Raw genomic sequence first — 20,081 nt, 5'->3', positions numbered from 1 at the left:
GTATAAACCTACTTATTGTTTGTTTGCAACTAAGTAGGGAATGGACGTCGCCCGGTGCTATGCGACGCTGCGGTCGAACAAGGTGAAGTCCTTCAGGCGATACAGGCGCGCGGGCCGTTGCGCGCCCCCGACTTGCTCTCCGGTATCTTCCAGCACGCCCCAGGCGTCCATCTTGCGGCGGAAGTTGGATTTTTCGAGCCGAGTCTGCAAGATCGCTTCGTAGGTGTGTTGCAGTTCCGTCAGCGTGAAGCGTTCGGGCAGCAGGAAGAACGGCAAGGTGGAATAGCTGGACTTGTTGCGCAGCCGGGCGACGGCCGCGGTGACGATGCTGGCGTGGTCAAACGCCAGCGGCGGCAGCGCGTCCACGCTGACGAAACGGAAACCCTGGAAACCCGGGAAACCGGCCTGGCTTGCGGCTTCCAATTCCGCCGCCGGCACCAGCGCTACGTACGACACCGACAGAGACCATTGGCGCGGGTCGCGGTCTTTGCCGGAGAACACCTGCAACTGTTCCAGGTAGCGGGGTTCAAAGCCGGTCTTTTCCCGCAGTACGCGGCGAATGCTGGCTTCGGTGTGGTCGTCTTCGTCCGCATGCACCACGCCGCCCGGCAAGGCCATCGCATTTTTGAAAGGCGCACGGTCGCGCTGATGCAGGGCAATTTCCAGCGCGCCTGCCCGCAAGGTGAGCAAGACGGCGTCAACAGTGACAAGAGGCAGTGGATAGTCCACGGGCGGGTTCCATGAATGCGGGTTCGGGGCAAGATGCCACTATGGCGTGCAGCCGTCAAATGACATGCATCAGGCACGTTATGAGGCACGCCATCAGGCACACCATCAGTTCGGGATTCAGCCGCCACGAATTAGACGAAATAGACGGAACATCCCAGGCAATAGACAGAAAATGACCCAGAAAATGACGCAGAAAATAACGTAATTGTTTATACTGCTGGCCGGGAACACCGTTCGGCTCACTGCCGAACGTGCTGTTCCCTTTGTTTTTTCCAACCCAAATTCCCAGGAGATCCCCGGATGAAAAAGACGCTGCTCGCCGCTGCGATGCTGACCGCTTTTACAGGCATTGCTCAGGCAGAACCGTCAGTCACCCTCTATGGTGTCATCGACACCGGCCTCGGCTACAACAAGATCAAGGGCGATGGCTACAGTGGTAGCAAGCTCGGCATGATCAACGGCATCCAGGCCGGCTCCCGCTGGGGCGTGCGTGGCTCCGAAGATCTGGGCGACGGCCTGCGCGCCGTCTTCAAGCTGGAAAGCGGGTTCGACTCCGCAAACGGCCAGCGCGGACAATCGGGCCGCCTGTTCGGCCGCCAAGCCACCATCGGCCTGRCCAACGACGCCTGGGGCCAGTTGGACTTCGGCCGCCAAGCCACGATCGGCTCGAACTACCTGGCCGACATCGATCCCTTCTACACCAGCTACACCCAATCCAACCTGGGCCTGGGTTTCAGCGCGGCCAACACCATGCGCTGGGACAACATGGTCATGTACCGCACCCCTTCGGTGAACGGATTTGAATTCGGCATCGGCTACTCGTTCAACGCCGACGACACGACGGCTGATCAAACGGGCTTCCGCACCGCCGACAACACGCGCGGCATCACCGCTGGCTTGCGCTATGTGCAAGGCCCGCTGAACGTTGCGCTGACATACGACCAACTGAACGGTTCCAACCGCAGCGCCACCATCGACAGCAACGCCACGCCGCGCCAGTACGCGTTGGGCGTGTCGTATGACCTGGAAGTCGTGAAGCTGGCCGCCGCCTATGGCCGCACCACCGACGGCTGGTTCGTCGGCCAGGACCTGCCCGCCGGCACCCCGTTCAGCGACGAGTTCGGCACCAACCGCTTCGTGAACGGCTTCAAGGCCAACTCCTACATGCTGGGCGCGACCTTGCCGGTTGGCGGCGCCAGCAGCGTGTTCGCCTCGTGGCAGCACGTGGCTCCGTCCAACGACAAGCTGACGGGCGGCGACGCCAACATGAACGTGTACAGCGTGGGCTACACCTACGACCTGTCCAAGCGCACCAACCTGTACGCCTACGGTTCGTACGGCACGGACTACGCGTTCATCGACGGCCTGAAGAGCACCGCCGCAGGCCTGGGCATCCGCCACCAGTTCTAAGCGGAAAACGAAACGGGGCCCGCCAGTGTATGGCGGGCCCCGTTTCCGTTGGCCCGTTTCCATTGGCCCGTTTCCATTGGCCCGTTTCCATTGGCCCGTTTCCGTGGGCCCCGTTTCCATGGGCCCCGTTTCCGTTCAACGCGCTTGCGCGCGCTCAAGCATCTGCACGATTTCAGCCTGCCCGCGTTGGCGGGCATGCTGAAGCGGCGTCCGGCCATCGCGGTCGGCCAGGTTCACATCGGCGCCCGCCGCGATCAGCAGCGCGACAATCGCCTGATGCCGTGGCCCGCCGTCGCTCAGGATGATGGCCTCCAGCAAGCCCGTCCACCCCAGCCGGTTCACGTGATCCGGGTCAACGCCCGCTTGCAACAGCGTCTTCACCACTTCCACATGCCCGCGTTCGCACGCCGGGATCAGCGCCGTGCCGCCATAGCGGTTGGTGCTTTTCAAGTCAGCGCCATGCCGCAAGGCCAGGTCCAGGATCTCGCGGTAGCCTTCGGCTCCCGCTAGCAGATAGGCGCTGTCCTGCATCCGGTTCTGCGCATTCACATCCGCGCCGGCGTCGATCAGCGCACGCGCGGCGTCCACCTGATTTGCTTGCGTCGCCCGCAGCAAAGCCGTATTGCCCTGCACGTCTCGCCCTTCCAACGGCACACCTTGCGCCAGCAATTCGCGCACCCGCGCCGTTTCCCCTTGCGCGGCGGCATCCCGCAATTGCGCGGCCGGGTCCACCGCCGCCTCAGCGCCTGCCCCCAGCGCGCTGACCGCCAACACAAAACACGCCCGCCAGAATTTGATGATCGCCATAGCCGGTATCCTCCTGACTGAATCGACCGATGATTATGGACAAGCCTGTCAGTAATGGGAAATCGGCGCGCGGTCTTGCCCGTGCAATACGGGGGAAACACGCGGCAGTCATGATTGGATACTTTTAGAACGCAGACCCACACGGCCCATGACTCCTGAATTCCACCCTCCGAAGCCCGCCCTTTCGCCCCGCCCTTGCGTATCTCCGCTGGAGTGTCCGCTGGAGTCTTCGGTGGGATCGCCGGGAGTTTCCGCGCCGGTATCACCGCTGAGGTCCCCGCTGGTGCGCTTGCTGGCCGCCGCCCTGCTGCCGCTGGCGCTTGCCGCGTGCAATGGCGGTGGCAGCGATGACGATACAGACTCCCCCATCGTCACACCGCCGCCCGCAGTCGTGGACCCAGCGCCGGAACCGGAGCCCCAACCTGAAACGCCGTCGCGCAACACGGCCTACCTGAGCGCAAAGCCGGGCGACGTCATTCAGGTGCGCATCGAAGAACTGCACCCCACGCAAGCCGCCATCGGCTACGACCAGATCTATTACAAGCTGGGCCGCTGGCAAGGCGACTTCAACCGCCCCACCTGGTCGGCCGACGCCGCCATGCAGCTGGACTATCTGGACCGCACCGTCGGCAAGAAATTCGACGACTACTGCGAAGACATGGGTGGCACCGAACGGGCGCAAAAATTCACTGACATCGCCGCCGCCCGCGCCGCCCGCCTGGACCAGCCCGCCACCTTCGCCTGCAAGGACGCGCCCGGCACGCATACCGAAAACCTGAAGACCGTCGTGGTCGGCTGGGATGGCAATCTGTACCTGACAGACGGCCATCACACGTTCTCGTCGCTGCGGGAAATTTTCGACGGCGGCCCGAAGCTGCCGGTCTGGGTCAAGGTAGACGCGAATTACAGCGACCTCACCACCGCCGCCGCCTTCTGGCAACGCATGGTCGACGAACGCCGCGCCTGGCTGCGTGATGGACAGAACCAGCCGATCACCGTTGACCAACTGCCCAGCCGCCTGGGTCTGGCCGGCACCGACGAAGCCGGCGGCATGCAGGAAGACCGCTATCGCTCGCTGGTGTATTTCACGCGCGACGTCGCTTACAAGAACGGCAGCCTGCCGGAGTTCGCGGAATTCCTGTGGGGCGACTGGCTGCGGCGCCAAGTGGCAAGCAGCCAACTGCCCGCGCTGGACCAGTACAAGATGGTGGCGCCCGCAACGCCCGCGCAAATTCTGGCGGTCAGCACCATGAACGCGGCGCTGGTGCCCGGCGGCGCCAACGACAGCTACGCCGCTGCCGTGCGCGATGCCGCATTGAAGATGGGCGCGCTGGCCCCGGCGGACGTCGTGTTCGATGACCGTACCGCCGCCAGCCTGGGCGGCATTCCGTTAACCGCCAACGTGGCCAATGGCGTCTCGGTGAAGGATTCACGCGACGCGCTGGAAGAGCTGCCGCGCGTGGACCGCAAAAGCGATGGCTCGCCGCGCAACGCCGGCAAACTGTGGTTCGCCGTCAACTACCGCGCCTGCGGCAAACCGGCAGCCGGCACCTGCTGGGGCTGGTAATCGAGTATCTTGTCGCTCTTTCCGCCCCTTTTTCAGAGACGTCACCCATGAGCATCGACTCCCCCATCGCCGCCTCCAGCGCCAACTCGAACGCTGCGCCCAGCGCGGACGCCTTTCTTCAGTTTCTGGTCAACCTGGTGAATAACGGCAGCCAGCTCGAGAGCATCGGCGTGACGTTGCAGATGGGCGGCATGCTGGTGTCGGGGTCGATTGTGTCGGGCGCTGATTACTTTGACCGCTTCGCCGCCAACTTTACCGAATCGTTGGACACGCTGGATGCGGATACGCGCAACGGCGTGCGCGCGTCGCTGGCGGAATTGGGCGATGTCTTCCGCGTGCCGCAGCCCGTGGACCCGCTGCCTAATTACATCCACCTTGCCGACGCGTTGTTCTTCTCGGCAGACGGTTCACCCATCGCCGGTCAGCCCACGCTGTGGCGCGGCCGTACGAGCTCGGTGGACGGCTTCATCCTGGGCCGCCTGCAAGCGGGCTAAGGCTGGCGGCGGGCTGGTGGCTGGTGGCTGGTGGCTGGTGGGCTGGCTGGCTGGCTGGCGGCTGGCGGGCTAAGCGGCTTACAAGCCGTCTGCGCCGGCATAGCGCGTGGTGCATGCGTTGAAGGTGCGCCACGCGCTGCTGTCGGCTTGCAGCCAGGAATCCAGACATTCCGCGCTAAGCGGCGCAGATAACGCGTGGCCGCGGAATAGCAGATCGCTATGCAGGCGCATCCAGGCAAAGTCGCGGATGTCATCGACGCCGCCCGCCACGACGTGCAGCTTGGCGTTCCATGCGCGCTCCATCAGCGTGAAGAAGCGGCCTTGCAAGGATCGGTTTTCGGACAAGCCCAAAGGAATCTGCACTTGCAAGCCGTCGGGGCGCAATGTGCCACATTCCAGAACCCTGCCATTGATACTGGCAGGCACCAGACGCGCGCGCAGGCGAGCCTGAAATTCGGGGTAGCGCGCCAGCACGTCCGCGCGTTCCGATAGCCGTTCGGTCAGCGGCAACGTGAACATGAGGCGCTTGCTCGCCAGCATCAAGGGCATGGCGTCATCGTGGTGGGCCGTCTTGTTGATCCAGATGCGATCGCCTTCCAGGCCTATGCCCAGTTCCGCACACAAGCGTTCGGCAAGATCGCCTGTGCCTGTGACATCAAGCGGATGTTCGAACGAGATGTCGATTGGGGTGCTGAATTTCTTGAAGAAGGCCGCGCCAGCCTGAAGGCCTGCTCCCAAGCCGGAGGGATTCAATCCGCTCCAGGGGGATGGGCGGCTGCGCCCCAGCACGGCATATTCGTAGACCTGCCCTTGCGCGGTGAACACGGGCTGAAAGCGCAACAACACAGATTCGCTGCAACGAGACCAGAATCGAGCGTCGTCTCTCATGGCGTCACCCGGGCGTGGCGATGCGCGGAAGGTCGGGTCCGGGACAATTTCATTCAGTTCTCGATTAACGTATACCCGCCGTAGGCAGTGGCGGCGCGGCGCCTGAGCCCGGTGCGCAGCTGGATCGTGGCGGAGTCCGATATCTTGGGAATGGTGCCTAAGGCCGCCCGCAGAATGAACAAGAAGATTCTTAATCCCCGCGCAATATCGACCTTGCCAGGGGCGGCATCAACGCCTCACCCACTTTGAGATTCTTCTTATTCTCTGGGTAAGCAGGTGTTTCTACCATGCGTCAAATGCTGGTAGAAGACCGTGGCGCACTCGCCCTAGAACCTCAGGCCGCGCCGCGCGCCGCCTCTTTGCTGCTGCACTTTCTTGCAGTGGCCCTGCTCGTCTGCATTGCGGCGGGCGCGACCTTCTATCTGTACTGGACCTTCAGCAACGTCGTCTCCACGTATCGCCGCCATATGAATGCCGCGGCTTACGAGGCGCAGTTGTTCTTCGATCAGCGCGAAGCCTTGCTGCGGTCCGTCGCCGCTGCCGCCGTGCGCAACACCAACCACGCGCCCATCAGCGAAACCCCCACGTATTTCGGCAAGACCGGCCAGATTGAAGTCCTGCCGTTGCAAGACGCGCCCGACACCTTCGACTGGGCGCTGATCCTGACCCCTCGCGACTTGCGCCGCCTGGCGCTGGCCAACACCAAAGTGGTGTACAGCTCGTTGCGCAATGCCACCACCACGCGTGTCGCCGCACACGGCCAGATCGTCGTGTCAACGATTCCCCCGGCCATCCAGCAATGGCTGGCGCTGACGCTGACCGATATCGAAACCCGCCCCGCTCCGCACGGACAGGCGCCCATCGTCTGGCTGCATCCGCCGCAAGATACGGTCAAGCGCCTGTTCCTGTTCACGCCGCTCGACCCCGTTCACCCCGAAACCGGCTGGATCGGGCTTGAAGTCCACGGCGTGGAAACCGCCGTGAATGCGCCGCGTTTCGGCGCGGGAAATTATGTGTTGTTTGACGAGCAAAGCCGGCCCGTGCTGCATAGCCCGGACGGCAGCGCCGTTGAACACACGCTGACGAAAACGATGCGTGAAGACGCCTTCGGCCTTCAAGGCCGGGGCTGGCTGCCCGAGTATCTTGTCCTGAGCAAATCGGTGGGCGACGACGGCTGGCGCCTTGTTTACTACACGCCCATCCTGCACGTCCTGCGCGACAACGCGTTCGCGTTGCAGATGGCTTCGATCACGTCATTGCTGCTGATCATTACGGTGGTCTTGCGGGTGCGCTACATCCGCCGCCGGCTGGTGTTGCCGGCGCTGCGCCAATATGAAGCGCTGGCCGACAGTGTGTCGCTCAACCTCAAGCTGATCGAAGTTGCGCCGGTGGGCCTGTGCCTGCTGCGGCGCTCCGACGGCGCGGTGGTCTTGTCCAACGACATGGCGCGCCGCTGGTTCCAAGGCACGCCCGGTTGGCGCGCCGAGATCCTGTCTCATCAGGGCGATGAAATGGGCCGCGAGCACAAGTTGAAGGATGGGCGCACGGCGTACCTGACGTTCGCGCCTACCACCTACCGCGGCGAAGCCGTTGTGCTGTGCGGCATCAGCGACATCTCGGCATTGAAGCGTATCGAGTATTCGCTGCTGCAAGCCAAGCGCGACGCCGAGGCCGCCAATCAGGCCAAGACCGTATTCCTCACGACCATGAGCCACGAAATCCGCACGCCGCTCTATGGCATTCTTGGCACGCTTGAACTGTTCTCGCTGACCCGTGTGAACGGCCAGCAATCGCAATACCTTGAGACCATCCAGCAGTCTTCTTCCACGTTGTTGCGCACCATCAACGACACGCTGGACTTGTCTCGCATCGAGGCCGGCCACACCGTACTGGAACGCGCGGCGTTCTCGCCCGTCGAACTGCTGAACAATGTGGTCGCCAGCTTCTCGGCGCGCGCACACGCCAAGGGCTTGCGCAGCTATGCCGTGGCCGACCCCGACACGCCCCCCTCCGTCCTGGGCGACGCCACCCGCATCCGGCAGATTCTTGACAACCTAGTCAGCAACGCCATCAAGTTCACGGACTCCGGGCAGATCGTCCTGCGCCTGAAACTCAACAGCCGTTGCCGCGACGACGTCGACCTGTGCTTCCAGATTGCCGACACCGGCGCCGGCATCGCGCCTGAACATCAAGCGCGCTTGTTTGAACCGTATTACCAGGTGGATGCCGACAACGGCGTATCGGCGCCGGGCACGGGGCTGGGCTTGTCCATCTGCCGCCGCTTGTCCGACATGATGAATGGCCGGTTGAACGCCGTCAGCGAACCCGGCCTGGGCACCAGCATCACGTTCGAAGTCCGCCTGCCGCTGGCCCCTGACACACCGGAAGCCGCCAGCCCGGGCCTGGACAACACCACCGTCTACGTGCAAGGGGCCGTTCCCGAGATCGTCAACAACCTGTGCGACTGGCTACGCCGGTGGGGCGCGGTGGCGCTGCCATTCACGGGCGAAAGCACGCCATCGGCGGAACCCTCGGTGCTGGTGCAGGCCTGGCCGCACGCGCAGAAGATCAGTAACTGGACGGGCCCGCAGGTCATCATTCATCCGCCCGGATTGCGCCCGCGCATTGACGACAGCCATCGCAATTGGTTCGCTACCGCCTACAACCAGGCCAGCATCCATCATGCCGTTCGTATGGCGCAAGGCGGCGCGGCGCGCTCGGCTTCCCTGGACGCCAAGGCCAAACCGGAACTCCTGGGCTTGCGCGTACTGGTCACGGAAGACAACCCCATCAGCCAATTGATCCTGCGCGAGCAGCTCGAGCACCTGGGCTGCACCGTCACGCTGGCGGGCAACGGCCAGGAAGCGTTGAACCTGCCTGACCTGATGGGCTTTGACGCAGTGCTGACCGACTTGAACATGCCCTTGGTCGACGGCTACGAGTTCACGCGCATCCTGCGAAAGCGCGGATACGACAAGCCCATCCTCGGGGTCACCGCGAACGCATTTCCCAATGAACAGCGGCGCGGCATGAATGCGGGCATGACCAGCCTGTTGGTCAAGCCCTTGCCCCTAGCCGTTCTGCGTCAAACCCTGCAAACGGTCAAAGAACCCCGGAGTTAACGATGCTTTCCGTTTACAAGGTACTGGTCCTTGACGACCACCCATTCCAATGCGCGCAGATGCGCGGCCTGCTTGAAGACGCCGGCTTCGAACAGGTGGACATGGCAAGCACCGCAGAAGAAGCGCTGGAAAAAGCGCGTTTGCATTCCTATGAGCTGATTCTGATGGAGCTGAATATGCCCGGCATGGATGGCGTGCAGTTCATCCACGAGTTGGCCCGGCAGCACTTGAGCCCGATGTTGGCGATTACCACCGCGTGCTCGCGCCGCATCATGAACAGCGTCAGCCTGATGGCCAAGGAAAAGGGGCTGGCCGTCATCGGTGCGTACACCAAACCCGTCACCCGGGAAAACGCGCAAGCGCTGGCCAACCGCCTGCGCCAGGCTCGTCCGGACCCTGTCGCGCACCTGGCGCCCATTCTAGACCCTGCCCGGCTCTTCGAACGCCAGACCTTGGAAAAGGCGCTGAACACCGGCCAGATCCAAGCCTGGTTCCAACCCAAGAAGGCGTTGGCCACCGGCAATATTGTTGGGGCCGAAGCCTTGGCGCGCTGGCATCACGAAGAGTTCGGGTTCATGCTGCCCGCGTCTTTCCTGGGTGCGGTCCGGCATCATGGCCTGGACCACGCCTTACTGATGCGGATGCTGGAAGACGCGCTGACGGCCTACCGCCGCTGGCGCCACATGGGATTCAAGATGCCGGTTTCGGTCAATCTGCCCACGCGGTTACTTGATGAACCTGATCTGCCCGACCAGCTTTACAATCTTGTCGCGGAACAAGACGTCCCCTTTGAGGACGTCACCTTTGAACTGCTGGAAGACGACACCGCAACGCTTCCTGGCCAGTACTACATGGGGGCAAGCCGCCTGCGCTTGAAGGGCTTTGGTCTGGCGCAGGACGATTTCGGCAAAGGATACAACTCCATGTACACCTTGATTTCCACCCCCTTCACCGAATTGAAGATCGACCGCGCCTTCGTCAGTGGCGTCGTCGAAGATGGAGTCCGCGCCGCGGCGTTGTTATCCTCGGTGCAACTCGGCCGCCAGTTAGGCTTGCTGATTACCGCCGAAGGGGTGGAAACAACGAAAGAACTGGAGTTTTTACGCGATATCGGCTGTGATTTCGCCCAGGGCTTTCTGATATCCGCCGCCGTCAACGCCCACGACTTCACCGATTTGCTGGCTAACGAACCCCGCCCGTACGCCACCCATCCGCTATAGGACTACTGCCGCGCATGCAGGAAACGCCGTTAAGCAGGATCGCTCGCACCTCTCGCCGCCTGAATACCGCATTGTTCGGCATTCTGCCCGTTGCCTTGATCCTGATCGGCGCTCTGCTGTGGGGCGCACAACGCATCATCAAGCAGGAAGAAGACCGTTTGCTGATGGATTTCGCCGTCCTCGTGGGCTATATCCACGAACAGGAAGGCTTCCTGATCCAGTTCAGCAAGGAAAACCAACGTTTGGATGGCCGGCCGCCGATCGAACACGTTGAGCTTGGCGCCCCGATGGCGGCTTCGCGCCCCGATTTTCGGCTCTATCGCGGACAGCATGCGTTTGTGGCCATGCCGTTTTCGCTGCTTTGCCGCTACGCCGCCGACTGTCCGGCAGCGGGCAGCCCCGTCCCGGCAGCGTCCGGCTACTTCGCCGATTTCTACAGCACGTTCTGGGCCAACTCGTACTTTCCTTCGGCCGCCGCCTTTTTGGTGAACCGCACCGACAGCGTCACGGTCGCCGTGCCTGCCATCAACGTGAAGCCCGGCTATGGCGTCCCGCTCAGCGAAGGCACCTTGCTGCTGGTCGATGACGGCGTGCGCGCCTGGCTGAACAAGCCCCAACCCGTTACCACGCCCCCTTCAGCCGCTGCCTCCGACACGGAAATCATCGACGAACAACCCGACCGGACGGTGCAGTGGTTCCGCGCGCCAGGGCTGAACAACCGCATGATCGGCATCATGGCCGCCGGCCTGCCTGACGCCGCCTGGAGCAACCGCGACGGCAAGCGTGCCGAGCTCTTTGCCGTCACGCTGCTCAGCCGCAACCGCATCAACATCTACGATAAGGCGCTGCCCTCCATCCAATACGACGCCTTCTGGCTGAGCCACCGCGATGAAGGCCTGATGATCGGCGACGGCCCCGCCCCCGTGGGCGGCCACGATGGCCTGAACTACATGGCCGATGGCCTGGTCATGCAGGTGACGGACCCGGCCGGGCGCTGGACGGCGCATTACCGCGTCAGCTATGGCAACTTCTTTCAAGACAATCTCTGGCTGCCGGTCAGCGCCCTGCTGGCGCTGCTGCTGAGTCTGGCAGGCGGCATCGGCTATCAGCGGTGGTACAGCCGACGCGTGATCGAGCCCGCGCAGATCGCGCACCGCGATATCGCCGAAAGCGAAGAATTCAATCGAACGCTGATCCAGACGGCGCCCATCGCGCTGTGCGTGTTGGCGCGAGCCGATGGCGATGTGCTGTTCGCCAACAGCCTGGCGTTGGAATGGCTGGGCGCCGCAGCCGGACAGGGGCTGCGTGATTCGCCCGCCGCGCAGCCCCTGCTGGACCAGGTGCTGCACGCCACGGAACCCGGCACCATCGAGACCTTCCACGCCGACGACGGCCGCCCGCTGTACGTGGCCTATTCGCCCACCCGCTACAAGAAGCAGAGCGTGGTGCTGTGCGCCTTCGCCGACATCAGCGCGCGCGCCGAAATCGAGCGCACGCTGGCGCAGGCCAAGCGCGACGCCGACAAAGCCAGCGAGGCCAAATCCACCTTTCTTGCCACGATGAGCCACGAAATCCGCACGCCGCTGTATGGCGTGCTGGGAACGTTGGAACTGATGGGCATGACCGAACTGAACACCGAACAACGCCAGCATCTGGAACGCATCCAGAACTCGTCGGTGATTCTGCTGCAATTGATCAGCGACATCCTGGACATCACCAAGATCGAATCAGGTCAGCTGGCGCTGGAGTCCAGTGTGTTCAGCCCGCGCGACCTGGTGGAAAGCTGCACCCGCTCGTTTGCCGCCATGGCAGGGCAAAAGGGGCTGCTGCTGTTCGCCTGCGTGGACGGTTCCGTGGCGCCCTGGGTAATGGGGGACGCTGTGCGCATCCGGCAGATTCTCAGCAACCTGCTCAGCAACGCCATCAAGTTCACCGAGTCCGGCCACGTCATCGTGCGGCTGCGCGGGGCGAATCTGCAAGACGGCGCGCAACGGCTGACATTGCAGGTGGTGGACACCGGCATCGGTATCGGCAAGTCCGAACAAAGCCAGCTGTTCAGCCCGTTCTACCAAATCGACAGCGCCAGCCACACCGTGCGCGGCGCGGGCATCGGCCTGTCGATCTGCGCCCGCCTGGCCAAGTTGATGGACAGCCAGATCCGCGTGACCAGCGAACTGGGCCTGGGCAGCAGCTTCGCGCTGGACCTCGTCTTGCAGCCGGCCGACGGCCCCGCCATCGAACTGCCTGATCTGCACGGCATTCGCATCCAGGTGCGCAGCCCGCATCGCGAACTGACCGATAACGTCTGCCTCTGGCTGAACCGCTGGGGCGCGACAGCGGACCCTGCCACCGGCTCGCAGCCCCGCGGCGAACGCGATGATGTCTTCCTGGACCTGCTGGGCGCCAACGATGCCCGGCCCGTCAACTGGGCCGGGCATTACCTGGCGGCGGGCGACCCCTGGGCCAGCGCCCCCGGCGCGCCGGAACAGATCGATGGCCACGACCTGGACAGCATCGGGTTCGCCATCGCGCGCCTGGTGCGGGGCGATCCGGTCGTGCCGCCCGCGGTCAGTGCCGATGCCGTCCTGGACCCACTCGACTTGCAGGTGCTGGTGGCGGAAGACAACCCGATCAACCAGGCCACGCTGCGCCATCAGCTTGAGCAGTTGGGCTGTACGGTGACGGTGGCGGCAGACGGGGCGGAAGCGCTGTCGCTGTGGGAACTGGGCGCCTACGACCTGCTGCTGACCGACGTCAACATGCCCAAGATGAATGGCTACGAGCTGACCGGCACGCTGCGCGAGCGCGGATTCACGCAACCCATCATCGGCGTCACCGCCAACGCCATGCGCGACGAAGAAGCGCGCTGCATGGCGGCGGGCATGAACGCGTGGCTGGTCAAGCCAATTGAACTCAGCACCTTGCGCCGCCACCTGGGCAATGTGGCGCCGCGGCGCCACGACAAGGCGGCCCCCCCTTCGGACACGCCCCCGGCCGCTGCCGATACACCCAACGCCGATACCCCCACCAACACCGATGCGCTGTCTCCGCTCGTCCCCGCCCAGTACCGCCGCCTGTTCCGGGAAACCATGGAGTCGGATCTGGCCAAACTGGAAGCCGCCATCGCCCAGCGCGACGTGCGGGTGGCGCTGCAAACCATGCACCGCATGCGCGGCGCGCTGGTAATGGTAAAAATGACGCCACTGTCATCTCAGCTCGAAGCCATCGAATCCCGGCTCAAGCGCAATGACCGGGACGAACAAGCCTTTCAGGACACCTTGACGCTGATAGTTGAACTCAAAGACCTTCTGGTCCAAGTCTGATTCTTGGTGCAGAATGGTCCCGATAATTCATCCCATCAATACTCCGCGTCCCCGCATGGAACGACTTCGAATAGTCTTGGCAGACGATCACCCGCTTGTGCTTATGGGCATGCGCGATCTGCTCGATAAGGATCTCAGCTTTGAGGTCACGGCAACATTGGCCAGCCCGACCGAGCTGGTCGAACACCTGACACAAGATCTGCCGAATGTAGTCATCACCGATTACTCCATGCCCGGCGATGAAACCTATGGCGACGGCATCCGGCTGGTGAAATACCTGACCCGGCATTTTCCGCGCGCGCAGGTCGTTGTGCTGACGATGGTGTCGAACCCGATGATCATTTCAGCACTGTATGACGCAGGGGTTGCGGCGGTGGTGCTCAAGCGCGACAACCTGGCCGAAATTGTCACGGCATTGCAGACGCTGCAAGCCGGGCGCAAATACTATCCCCCCGGGTTTCAGCGCGACGGCACGGTAGATTCCCGCACCAAGTTCATCGGCGAACGCATCAACAGCCTGTCCCCCAAGGAATTCGAAGTGCTGCGCCACTTCATTCGGGGTGAATCCATGATGCAAGTGGCCGAGACGCTCAAGCGCAGCGTCAAGACCGTGAGCGGACAAAAGATATCCGCCATGCGAAAACTGAACGTGCAGACGGACCAGGAACTGGTGGCGTTCTGCGTAGAAACCGAGATTTTCCAGTAACGCCGTCCGCCCCTGGCCTTAGCGCCAGGCGCTGCCCACCTGAATATAGAACGCGTTCTGATCCTTGCTGTGAGCCACGTCGATACCGACGGACAAGCCCATTTTCTTAGCGATCAAATAGCGAAAGCCCGTCCCCACGCTGACCACGTTGGGCGCTTCACTGAATGAATTCCAGCGGCCGTAGGCTTTGCCCAGCCCCGAGAACGCCAGCAGCGACCAACGCGGTGTGACGTTCCACCGCAACTCCAGCTCGGACACCAGCGCAGTCTTGTCCTGATAGCGGCCGCGCGACACGCCGCGCAAATCGATGGACGGCTGCGCGTAAAACGGCACTGCGCCACTGGTGGTCTGGCCGTCCAGACGAACGCCCAGGTTCCACTCTGGATTCAACGGCATCCACGTGTAGCCGCGCGCGCTGTAGGTATCGAACGACTGCGAACTGCCCAGCCAGCCCCGCGCAAACTGCGCCTCAATTTCCGCATAGCTGCCCTTCGTGGGGTAGAACATGTTGTCGCGGCTGTCGTAATCGACCACCAGGCCCAGCTTGCCGATGCGCCCCTGCTGGTCAGCCGAGCTAAGTTCGCTGGCGGCGTCCCCCGTGAAGCGTGTCGTGGAATTGAAGTAGGTGTAGCGCGGCCCGATGTACCAGCGCGAATCCCCTACGCGCGCCAGCAGCTGCTGCACCAGAAACGTGCCCTTGAGCTCGTAACTTCGTCCGACATTCAGCTTGCCGTAGTAATCCAGGTTCATCCGGCCGTGGGCCAGCGCGCCCAGATAGCGGTAGCGGTCGCCGTCCCAAGTATGAAAGTGGAACAGCCCGCCAAAGCGGCTGCCGTTTTCGGTCAGCGCGCCACCGATGCCGGTGACGTTCGGCGGCGCCTTTTCACCCTCTTCGCGAGGCGCGCTGCCGGCCTCTTCCAGTGACTCCGAAAAGTACAGCAGCATCGCCCCGCCGCCGTACCCCACCGCGGGTTCGGTGATGACGATGGGAATCGGCATGACACCTTTACGGTGCAACAGAAAATCACTGGTGTCGAAGTCCCCATCCTGCGTGTCTGTGAACGAGGCGGAATCTGCGGCGTGCGCATTGAAGGCCAGCGCCGTGAAGGCCAAAACGGTGATCGCCCAAAATGTGATCGCCCAACCCGTGATCGCCCGGGCGCATCGGCCCCGACGCATCGCTTTCATCCGGGGACCTGCTTCAAGCCGATGGCTGGCCCCCCCTTCCTGCACCTGCATAGACGGTTCCTTTCAACACGACTTGACTTGCGTGAACGGGAGGAAGCCGGCCTGCGGACGTCAAACCGGCTGACGAAACAGTAAAGAAATACAGGCTGTTTCACAAGCGCGGAAGCGGCGCTTCTGGCTTGGTATCCTTTGGGGCTTGCCCGAGCTGACGCCGCGCCTTTGCGTCTACATTGCTCGGGCGCATCAAACCGAGACCGTGGCATGACGCAAGACGCATTTGAATCCATTACCGACCAGGAAGTGAACCGCAACGCCATGCAGGCGCTGCTTGAACAAGCGGCGGGCCGCCCGTTGTTCTTCCAGGACTGCGATTTCCAGAACGCTGACTTTTCCCGGCTGGATCTGCGCGGCGCGCAATTCACCGCCTGCGCCATCGCCGACGCCTCGTTTCAGGGCGCCACGCTGGCCGACACCACCTGGGTGCGTTGCCGGGGCGGCCGTGCCAATTTTGCGTCGGTAGATGCCAGCGACGCGGTCTTCCAGAACTGCGATCTGAACAACGCCAACTGGCGCCGTGCGCGCCTGGCCGCCGCCCGGTTCCAGGGATGCAAACTGACCGGTTCCGACTTCGACGGCATCGCCTGCCTGGGCTGGACGGTTGAAGAATGTTTGCTGGTCGGTGCGCTCTTGCGCGGCGTGTCGTTCCGCAAAACCGCCCTCATGCAGCTGGACTTTTCAGATGCGGATCTTGCGGGCAGTGATTTCCGCGACACCGTCTTTCACGGCGGCAGCCTGCGCAACGCCAACCTGAAAAACGTGCGCTTTGAAGGCGCCGACCTGCGCGAAGTGGATTTAAGCGGCATCGACCTGACCGCCGCCGCGCGGCTGGCCGGCGCCACCATTTCCAAGACGCAGGCCGCCGCGCTGCTGGCCGAGCTGCGCATCAGTGTGATCTGACGCGCACGGGCGTTAGCCTTCGGCGCCCATCGCCGGGTCGCTCACCGTGTGCTTGCCCGTTTCCACTCGCCCGGCGAAGCGGCGATAGAAAGCCGGGTCGCTGGCGCACGTGACGGCGAAGTCATACCACTGTCCGCTTTCGGCAAGCGCCCAGTGCAACGATGCCGTTGCGCCGCCCGCCACGGATTGCTTCCACGGGCCGTCCTGCCGATAGGCCAGCGCCGTCACCGTGAAGTCACCGGCATTGGCGCCCGCGTTCATGAGCTCGGCATAGACGTCGCCATTGGCGATGTCGTAGCAAACGCGGATCTCGGGCGCGACACCCGAGTCCGCGATGCGGCTGGTATCGCCCTTGAAGTGGCGATGCAGGCCGTTCGGCCCCAGCACCCACAAGTCATACCGGCCAAGATTGTCCTGGAACGCATTCCAGGTATCCGACAAGGACTTCCCCGCTTCCACCACATAGCGCCGCGGCACGCGGTCCAGGTTCAGCCGGTCATACACATGGAACACCGCCGCCTGCGTGCCGGTATTGGAGAACAGCAATTCCACCGTACCCACCGCGCTGCAACGCGCACTGGCGTGCAGTTCATACGGCAAGGCGCGTGACGGACGCGTGCCGCTGGCCTGAATGGGCAACTGCATATCCGTGGGCAAAGGCATGGCGGGTAACGCTTCCTGTGCGCTGCGCAACTGGTCGGCGGCGCTGCGGGTGCTGCGTCCGGCCAGCGTGGGCAAGGCCTCGGTGTTGGGCGTCTGGAAATTGAATGCGCTGGTCAGGTCGCCGCACACGGCACGGCGGAATGGGCTGATGTTGGGTTCCTGCACGCCAAAACGCGCTTCCAGAAAGCGCAGCACCGAGGTGTGGTCAAACACCTGCGAATTGACCCAACCGCCACGGCTCCAGGGAGAGATGACGAACATCGGCACACGCGGGCCAGGGCCATAGACGCGGCCATCCGGCGCGGGCTGGCTGCTGCTGCCGGCGGGCGCCGGATGCGAGAAATATTCAAACGCCATGTCCGTATCGCTTAGCGTGGACTTGCCCGCTTTGCCCAAACCCGAATCGGGCGACGGCGCAGACGGCGACGGCACATGATCGAAGTAGCCGTCGTTCTCGTCGAAGTTCACCAGCACCACCGTCTTGCTCCAGACTTCGGGCACGGCGGTCAGCGCGTCCAGCACTTCTTGCAGGAACCACGCGCCTTGCACCGGGCTGGACGGGCCGGGGTGTTCGCAATAGATCGACGGCGCGTTCATCCAGCTGACTTGCGGCAGCTTGCCTTCGCGGATGTCGCGCTTGAAGGCGTCCAGATAGTTCTCGGGCGCGGTGCCGGGCAAGGTGTTCGCCACACCCTTGTATAGCGGGTTATGCGCGTTGTCGCTGGCGGCGTCGTAGGCGTGATACGGCAATGCCTGGCCGGTGTTGGCGTACGGCACGCCGGGCTCGCCCCCGCTGGATACCGGAAAGCCGGACGCGATGTTCGCGCGGCGGAATTGCTGGAAAGCGCCCAGCATGTTGTCGCCCCATTCGTCCGGCATGTTCTGGTACGAAATCCAGCTGACGCCAGCGGCTTCCAGCCGTTCGGCATAAGTCGTCCAGGTGTAGCCGGTGTTCTGCGACGCCGGCCGGCCGTCGATCCAGTCCCACTCATTGTTCACGAACGACGCGCCGCCTGCCGTCGCGCCATTGGTGCCCGTCAGGTGGAACGCGCGGTTGGCGTCGGTGCCAGTGTGCATCGAACAGTGATAGGCGTCGCACAAAGTGAACGCGTTGGCCAGCGCGAACTGGAACGGAATCTCGCGTTCCTTGAAGTAGCCCATCGCGATGTCGGTCTTGTGCGTGGGCCATTGCGTCATACGGCCGTGGTCCCACGCGGCCTGGCTATCCACCCAGGTGTGGTGCGCGCCATCCGCGCGCTGCGCGTTGTGGGTGCTGCCATCCAGATGGTAAGGCGTGAGCACGGCGCCGTTGGCGCGCTCTTGCTGCCAGACGCGGCGCCCGTTGGCCAGGGGAATGGTGAAGCGGTCGCCAAAGCCGCGCACGCCTTTGAGCGTGCCGAAGTAATGGTCGAACGATCGGTTCTCTTGCATCAGGATGATGACGTGCTCCACATCCTTGATGGTGCCCGTGGCGTTGTTGGCCGGAATGGCCAGCGCGCGGCGGATGCTGGGCGGAAATGCGGCCAGCGCGGCGGCGGCAAAGCCTGCGCCCGTGGCGGTCTGTAGAAAATTGCGGCGTGAATTCATCTCGAGGCTTCTGGGTCGTTGAGGTCAGGGCAAGTCAGCGCGACGGCGTTCAAGGCGCGCATCGCAGCAGCGGCGCAGGCGCGGGCGGCTGAGGCTGAGGCTGCTCGGTGACAGGAGGCTCGGGAGTGGGCGATGACGGCTCGTCGTCATCATCACCGCCACAGGCGGACAAGGTGACGGCCACGAGCAAGGCGGCCGCAAGCGTTCGTGCAATGCGTTTGGGAGGCATGGGGAGTCGGTGGGGTGAGGAAAAACTTTCATGCCGCTTTCAAGCAGCAAGACCCCAGCGAGTCTAGGAACGCGACGTGACAACCCCGTGAATCCTCACGGGGTGATTCAGGCCGCGTTGTATCGGCGTATGTCCACGCGGACATCCGCGTGTCATGTGCGTAAGACGCGAGGTCAGCGGCGGCGCAGGAAGCGCTGCTCGACGACGACGCTGCCCCACTGCTGGCCTTCGGATTCGTCGGTCAGCACAAAGCCCGCTGACTCATACAAGTGGCGCGCGGCGTCCAGCCCCTTGAAGGTCCACAGATAGGTCTCGTCGTAGTGCGCGTCGGCAAAGGCCAGCGCGCGCTCAAGCAGTGCGCGGCCCACGCCCATGCCACGCAAGGCGTCGTCCACAATGAACCAGCGCAGGTGCGCTTGGCGCTTCGCAAGATCGCCGTCGATCACGATGCTGGCCAACACCCTGCCCCCGTCCACATACAGCCATATGCCTTTGCCCTGTGCGGGCAGGCCTTCCGCGAAGGCAGCCAGCTCGCTGGCGACCTTGCGTTCGAAGTACACGCCAAAGCCCGACGTTTGTGCGTAGTAGCGCGCGTGCAGGCTGGCGACATCGCCAATGCAGCCGGGCACATAGCCGTCGTGAATCGAATCGCTGATGGATGTGGCGGGCGGCGCCAGGTTGGGATTTTCGCGTGACAGCGCATCGGCATACAGCGACATGAAGCGGATCAACGATTGCTGGTCGTCAGGCGCCAGTTTGCGCAGCGCCCGCGACACCTGATCGGTGGCGAACTGGTCGATGCGCGCACGAAGCTCCAGGCCGGCCGCGGTCAAGGTCAAGCGGGATGCGCGCGCATCGTCAGTATCGGTTTCACGCGTCACCAGGCCGGCTGATTCCAGCTTGGCCAATTGGCGGCTCGTGTTGGATTTATCCAGCCTGAGAATCCCCGCCAGGTCGCGCGCCTGAATGCCGGGCTGCAAACCGATTTCGATGATGGCGTGTACGGCGGAAGGGGCGAGATCGCTGCCGGCCAGCGACGTGCGCATGAAGCCAAGTTCGCGTACCAGCTTGCGGGAAAATTCCCGCAAATCCCGGATGGTCTGCTCACGGGACTGAGGAGGAAAATCGATGAGATCCATGGGGCGCCCCCAATAAGTTGCGGTTCGCAACCAATATAATTGCGAGCCGCAA

15 protein-coding genes are annotated in these 20,081 nt (G+C 63.3%); 8 read left to right on the top strand and 7 right to left on the bottom strand.

Annotated features, from left to right (window positions below; translation table 11 throughout):
- Positions 1-57: 57 nt before the first annotated feature.
- The gene (locus tag AC1DSJ_RS17895; RefSeq protein ID WP_441371915.1) at positions 58-729 is read right to left on the bottom strand and encodes an NUDIX hydrolase; all 672 of its coding nucleotides are present in this window, start codon (positions 727-729) and stop codon (positions 58-60) included.
- Between the two features lie 300 nt (positions 730-1,029).
- Between AC1DSJ_RS17895 and AC1DSJ_RS17890 the strand changes: the two genes are divergently transcribed.
- Positions 1,030-2,139, top strand: coding sequence for a porin (locus AC1DSJ_RS17890; protein WP_476760346.1), 1,110 nt, complete (start codon positions 1,030-1,032; stop codon positions 2,137-2,139).
- A gap of 135 nt (positions 2,140-2,274) precedes the next feature.
- On the opposite strand, the gene AC1DSJ_RS17885 is transcribed toward AC1DSJ_RS17890, so the two are convergent.
- Complete coding sequence (locus AC1DSJ_RS17885; protein ID WP_441371914.1) at positions 2,275-2,946, bottom strand: ankyrin repeat domain-containing protein; 672 nt, start codon at positions 2,944-2,946, stop codon at positions 2,275-2,277.
- Between the two features lie 283 nt (positions 2,947-3,229).
- On the opposite strand from AC1DSJ_RS17885, the gene AC1DSJ_RS17880 reads away from it, so the two are divergent.
- Both AC1DSJ_RS17880 and AC1DSJ_RS17875 read left to right on the top strand, forming a co-directional pair.
- Positions 3,230-4,513 carry a ParB/Srx family N-terminal domain-containing protein gene (locus tag AC1DSJ_RS17880; RefSeq protein ID WP_441371913.1) on the top strand — a complete coding sequence of 428 codons (1,284 nt, stop codon included), beginning with the start codon at positions 3,230-3,232 and terminating at the stop codon, positions 4,511-4,513.
- Between the two features lie 47 nt (positions 4,514-4,560).
- Positions 4,561-5,007 carry a gas vesicle protein gene (locus AC1DSJ_RS17875; protein WP_175170146.1) on the top strand — a complete coding sequence of 149 codons (447 nt, stop codon included), beginning with the start codon at positions 4,561-4,563 and terminating at the stop codon, positions 5,005-5,007.
- 78 nt (positions 5,008-5,085) lie between these two features.
- Here AC1DSJ_RS17875 and AC1DSJ_RS17870 read toward each other — a convergent pair whose 3' ends face one another.
- Positions 5,086-5,895, bottom strand: a complete 810-nt coding sequence (locus AC1DSJ_RS17870) for a hypothetical protein (RefSeq protein WP_054422773.1) — start codon at positions 5,893-5,895, stop codon at positions 5,086-5,088.
- Positions 5,896-6,191: 296 nt separating this feature from the next.
- On the opposite strand from AC1DSJ_RS17870, the gene AC1DSJ_RS17865 reads away from it, so the two are divergent.
- The 4 genes from AC1DSJ_RS17865 to AC1DSJ_RS17850 are packed head-to-tail and all read left to right on the top strand — an operon-like array spanning position 6,192 to position 14,266.
- A complete protein-coding gene (locus tag AC1DSJ_RS17865) occupies positions 6,192-9,017 on the top strand; it encodes an ATP-binding protein (protein WP_082387029.1) in 2,826 nt (941 codons plus the stop codon).
- 2 nt (positions 9,018-9,019) lie between these two features.
- Entirely contained in the window at positions 9,020-10,237 is a 1,218-nt protein-coding gene (locus AC1DSJ_RS17860) for an EAL domain-containing response regulator (RefSeq protein WP_054422775.1), read from the top strand.
- A 14-nt stretch (positions 10,238-10,251) separates the two neighbouring features.
- Positions 10,252-13,560 carry a hybrid sensor histidine kinase/response regulator gene (locus AC1DSJ_RS17855; protein WP_441371912.1) on the top strand — a complete coding sequence of 1,103 codons (3,309 nt, stop codon included), beginning with the start codon at positions 10,252-10,254 and terminating at the stop codon, positions 13,558-13,560.
- Positions 13,561-13,615: 55 nt separating this feature from the next.
- Positions 13,616-14,266, top strand: coding sequence for a response regulator (locus tag AC1DSJ_RS17850; RefSeq protein ID WP_054422778.1), 651 nt, complete (start codon positions 13,616-13,618; stop codon positions 14,264-14,266).
- An 18-nt stretch (positions 14,267-14,284) separates the two neighbouring features.
- On the opposite strand, the gene AC1DSJ_RS17845 is transcribed toward AC1DSJ_RS17850, so the two are convergent.
- Positions 14,285-15,445, bottom strand: a complete 1,161-nt coding sequence (locus tag AC1DSJ_RS17845; RefSeq protein WP_175170297.1) for a BamA/TamA family outer membrane protein — start codon at positions 15,443-15,445, stop codon at positions 14,285-14,287.
- A 270-nt stretch (positions 15,446-15,715) separates the two neighbouring features.
- Here AC1DSJ_RS17845 and AC1DSJ_RS17840 point away from each other — a divergent pair, with 270 nt between their 5' ends.
- Positions 15,716-16,411: a pentapeptide repeat-containing protein gene (locus AC1DSJ_RS17840; RefSeq protein ID WP_441371911.1), complete on the top strand. Its 696-nt coding sequence runs from the start codon at positions 15,716-15,718 to the stop codon at positions 16,409-16,411.
- Between the two features lie 12 nt (positions 16,412-16,423).
- On the opposite strand, the gene AC1DSJ_RS17835 is transcribed toward AC1DSJ_RS17840, so the two are convergent.
- From AC1DSJ_RS17835 to AC1DSJ_RS17825, 3 genes are all read right to left on the bottom strand, one after another.
- A complete protein-coding gene (locus tag AC1DSJ_RS17835) occupies positions 16,424-18,661 on the bottom strand; it encodes a phosphocholine-specific phospholipase C (protein WP_054422782.1) in 2,238 nt (745 codons plus the stop codon).
- 49 nt (positions 18,662-18,710) lie between these two features.
- The gene (locus tag AC1DSJ_RS17830) at positions 18,711-18,890 is read right to left on the bottom strand and encodes a hypothetical protein (RefSeq protein WP_082387030.1); all 180 of its coding nucleotides are present in this window, start codon (positions 18,888-18,890) and stop codon (positions 18,711-18,713) included.
- A 173-nt stretch (positions 18,891-19,063) separates the two neighbouring features.
- Positions 19,064-20,029, bottom strand: a complete 966-nt coding sequence (locus AC1DSJ_RS17825; protein ID WP_441371910.1) for a bifunctional helix-turn-helix transcriptional regulator/GNAT family N-acetyltransferase — start codon at positions 20,027-20,029, stop codon at positions 19,064-19,066.
- Positions 20,030-20,081: the final 52 nt, after the last annotated feature.

This window comes from Achromobacter sp. 01N37, assembly GCF_056399725.1.
This window is presented reverse-complemented; position numbering and strand designations above follow the sequence as displayed.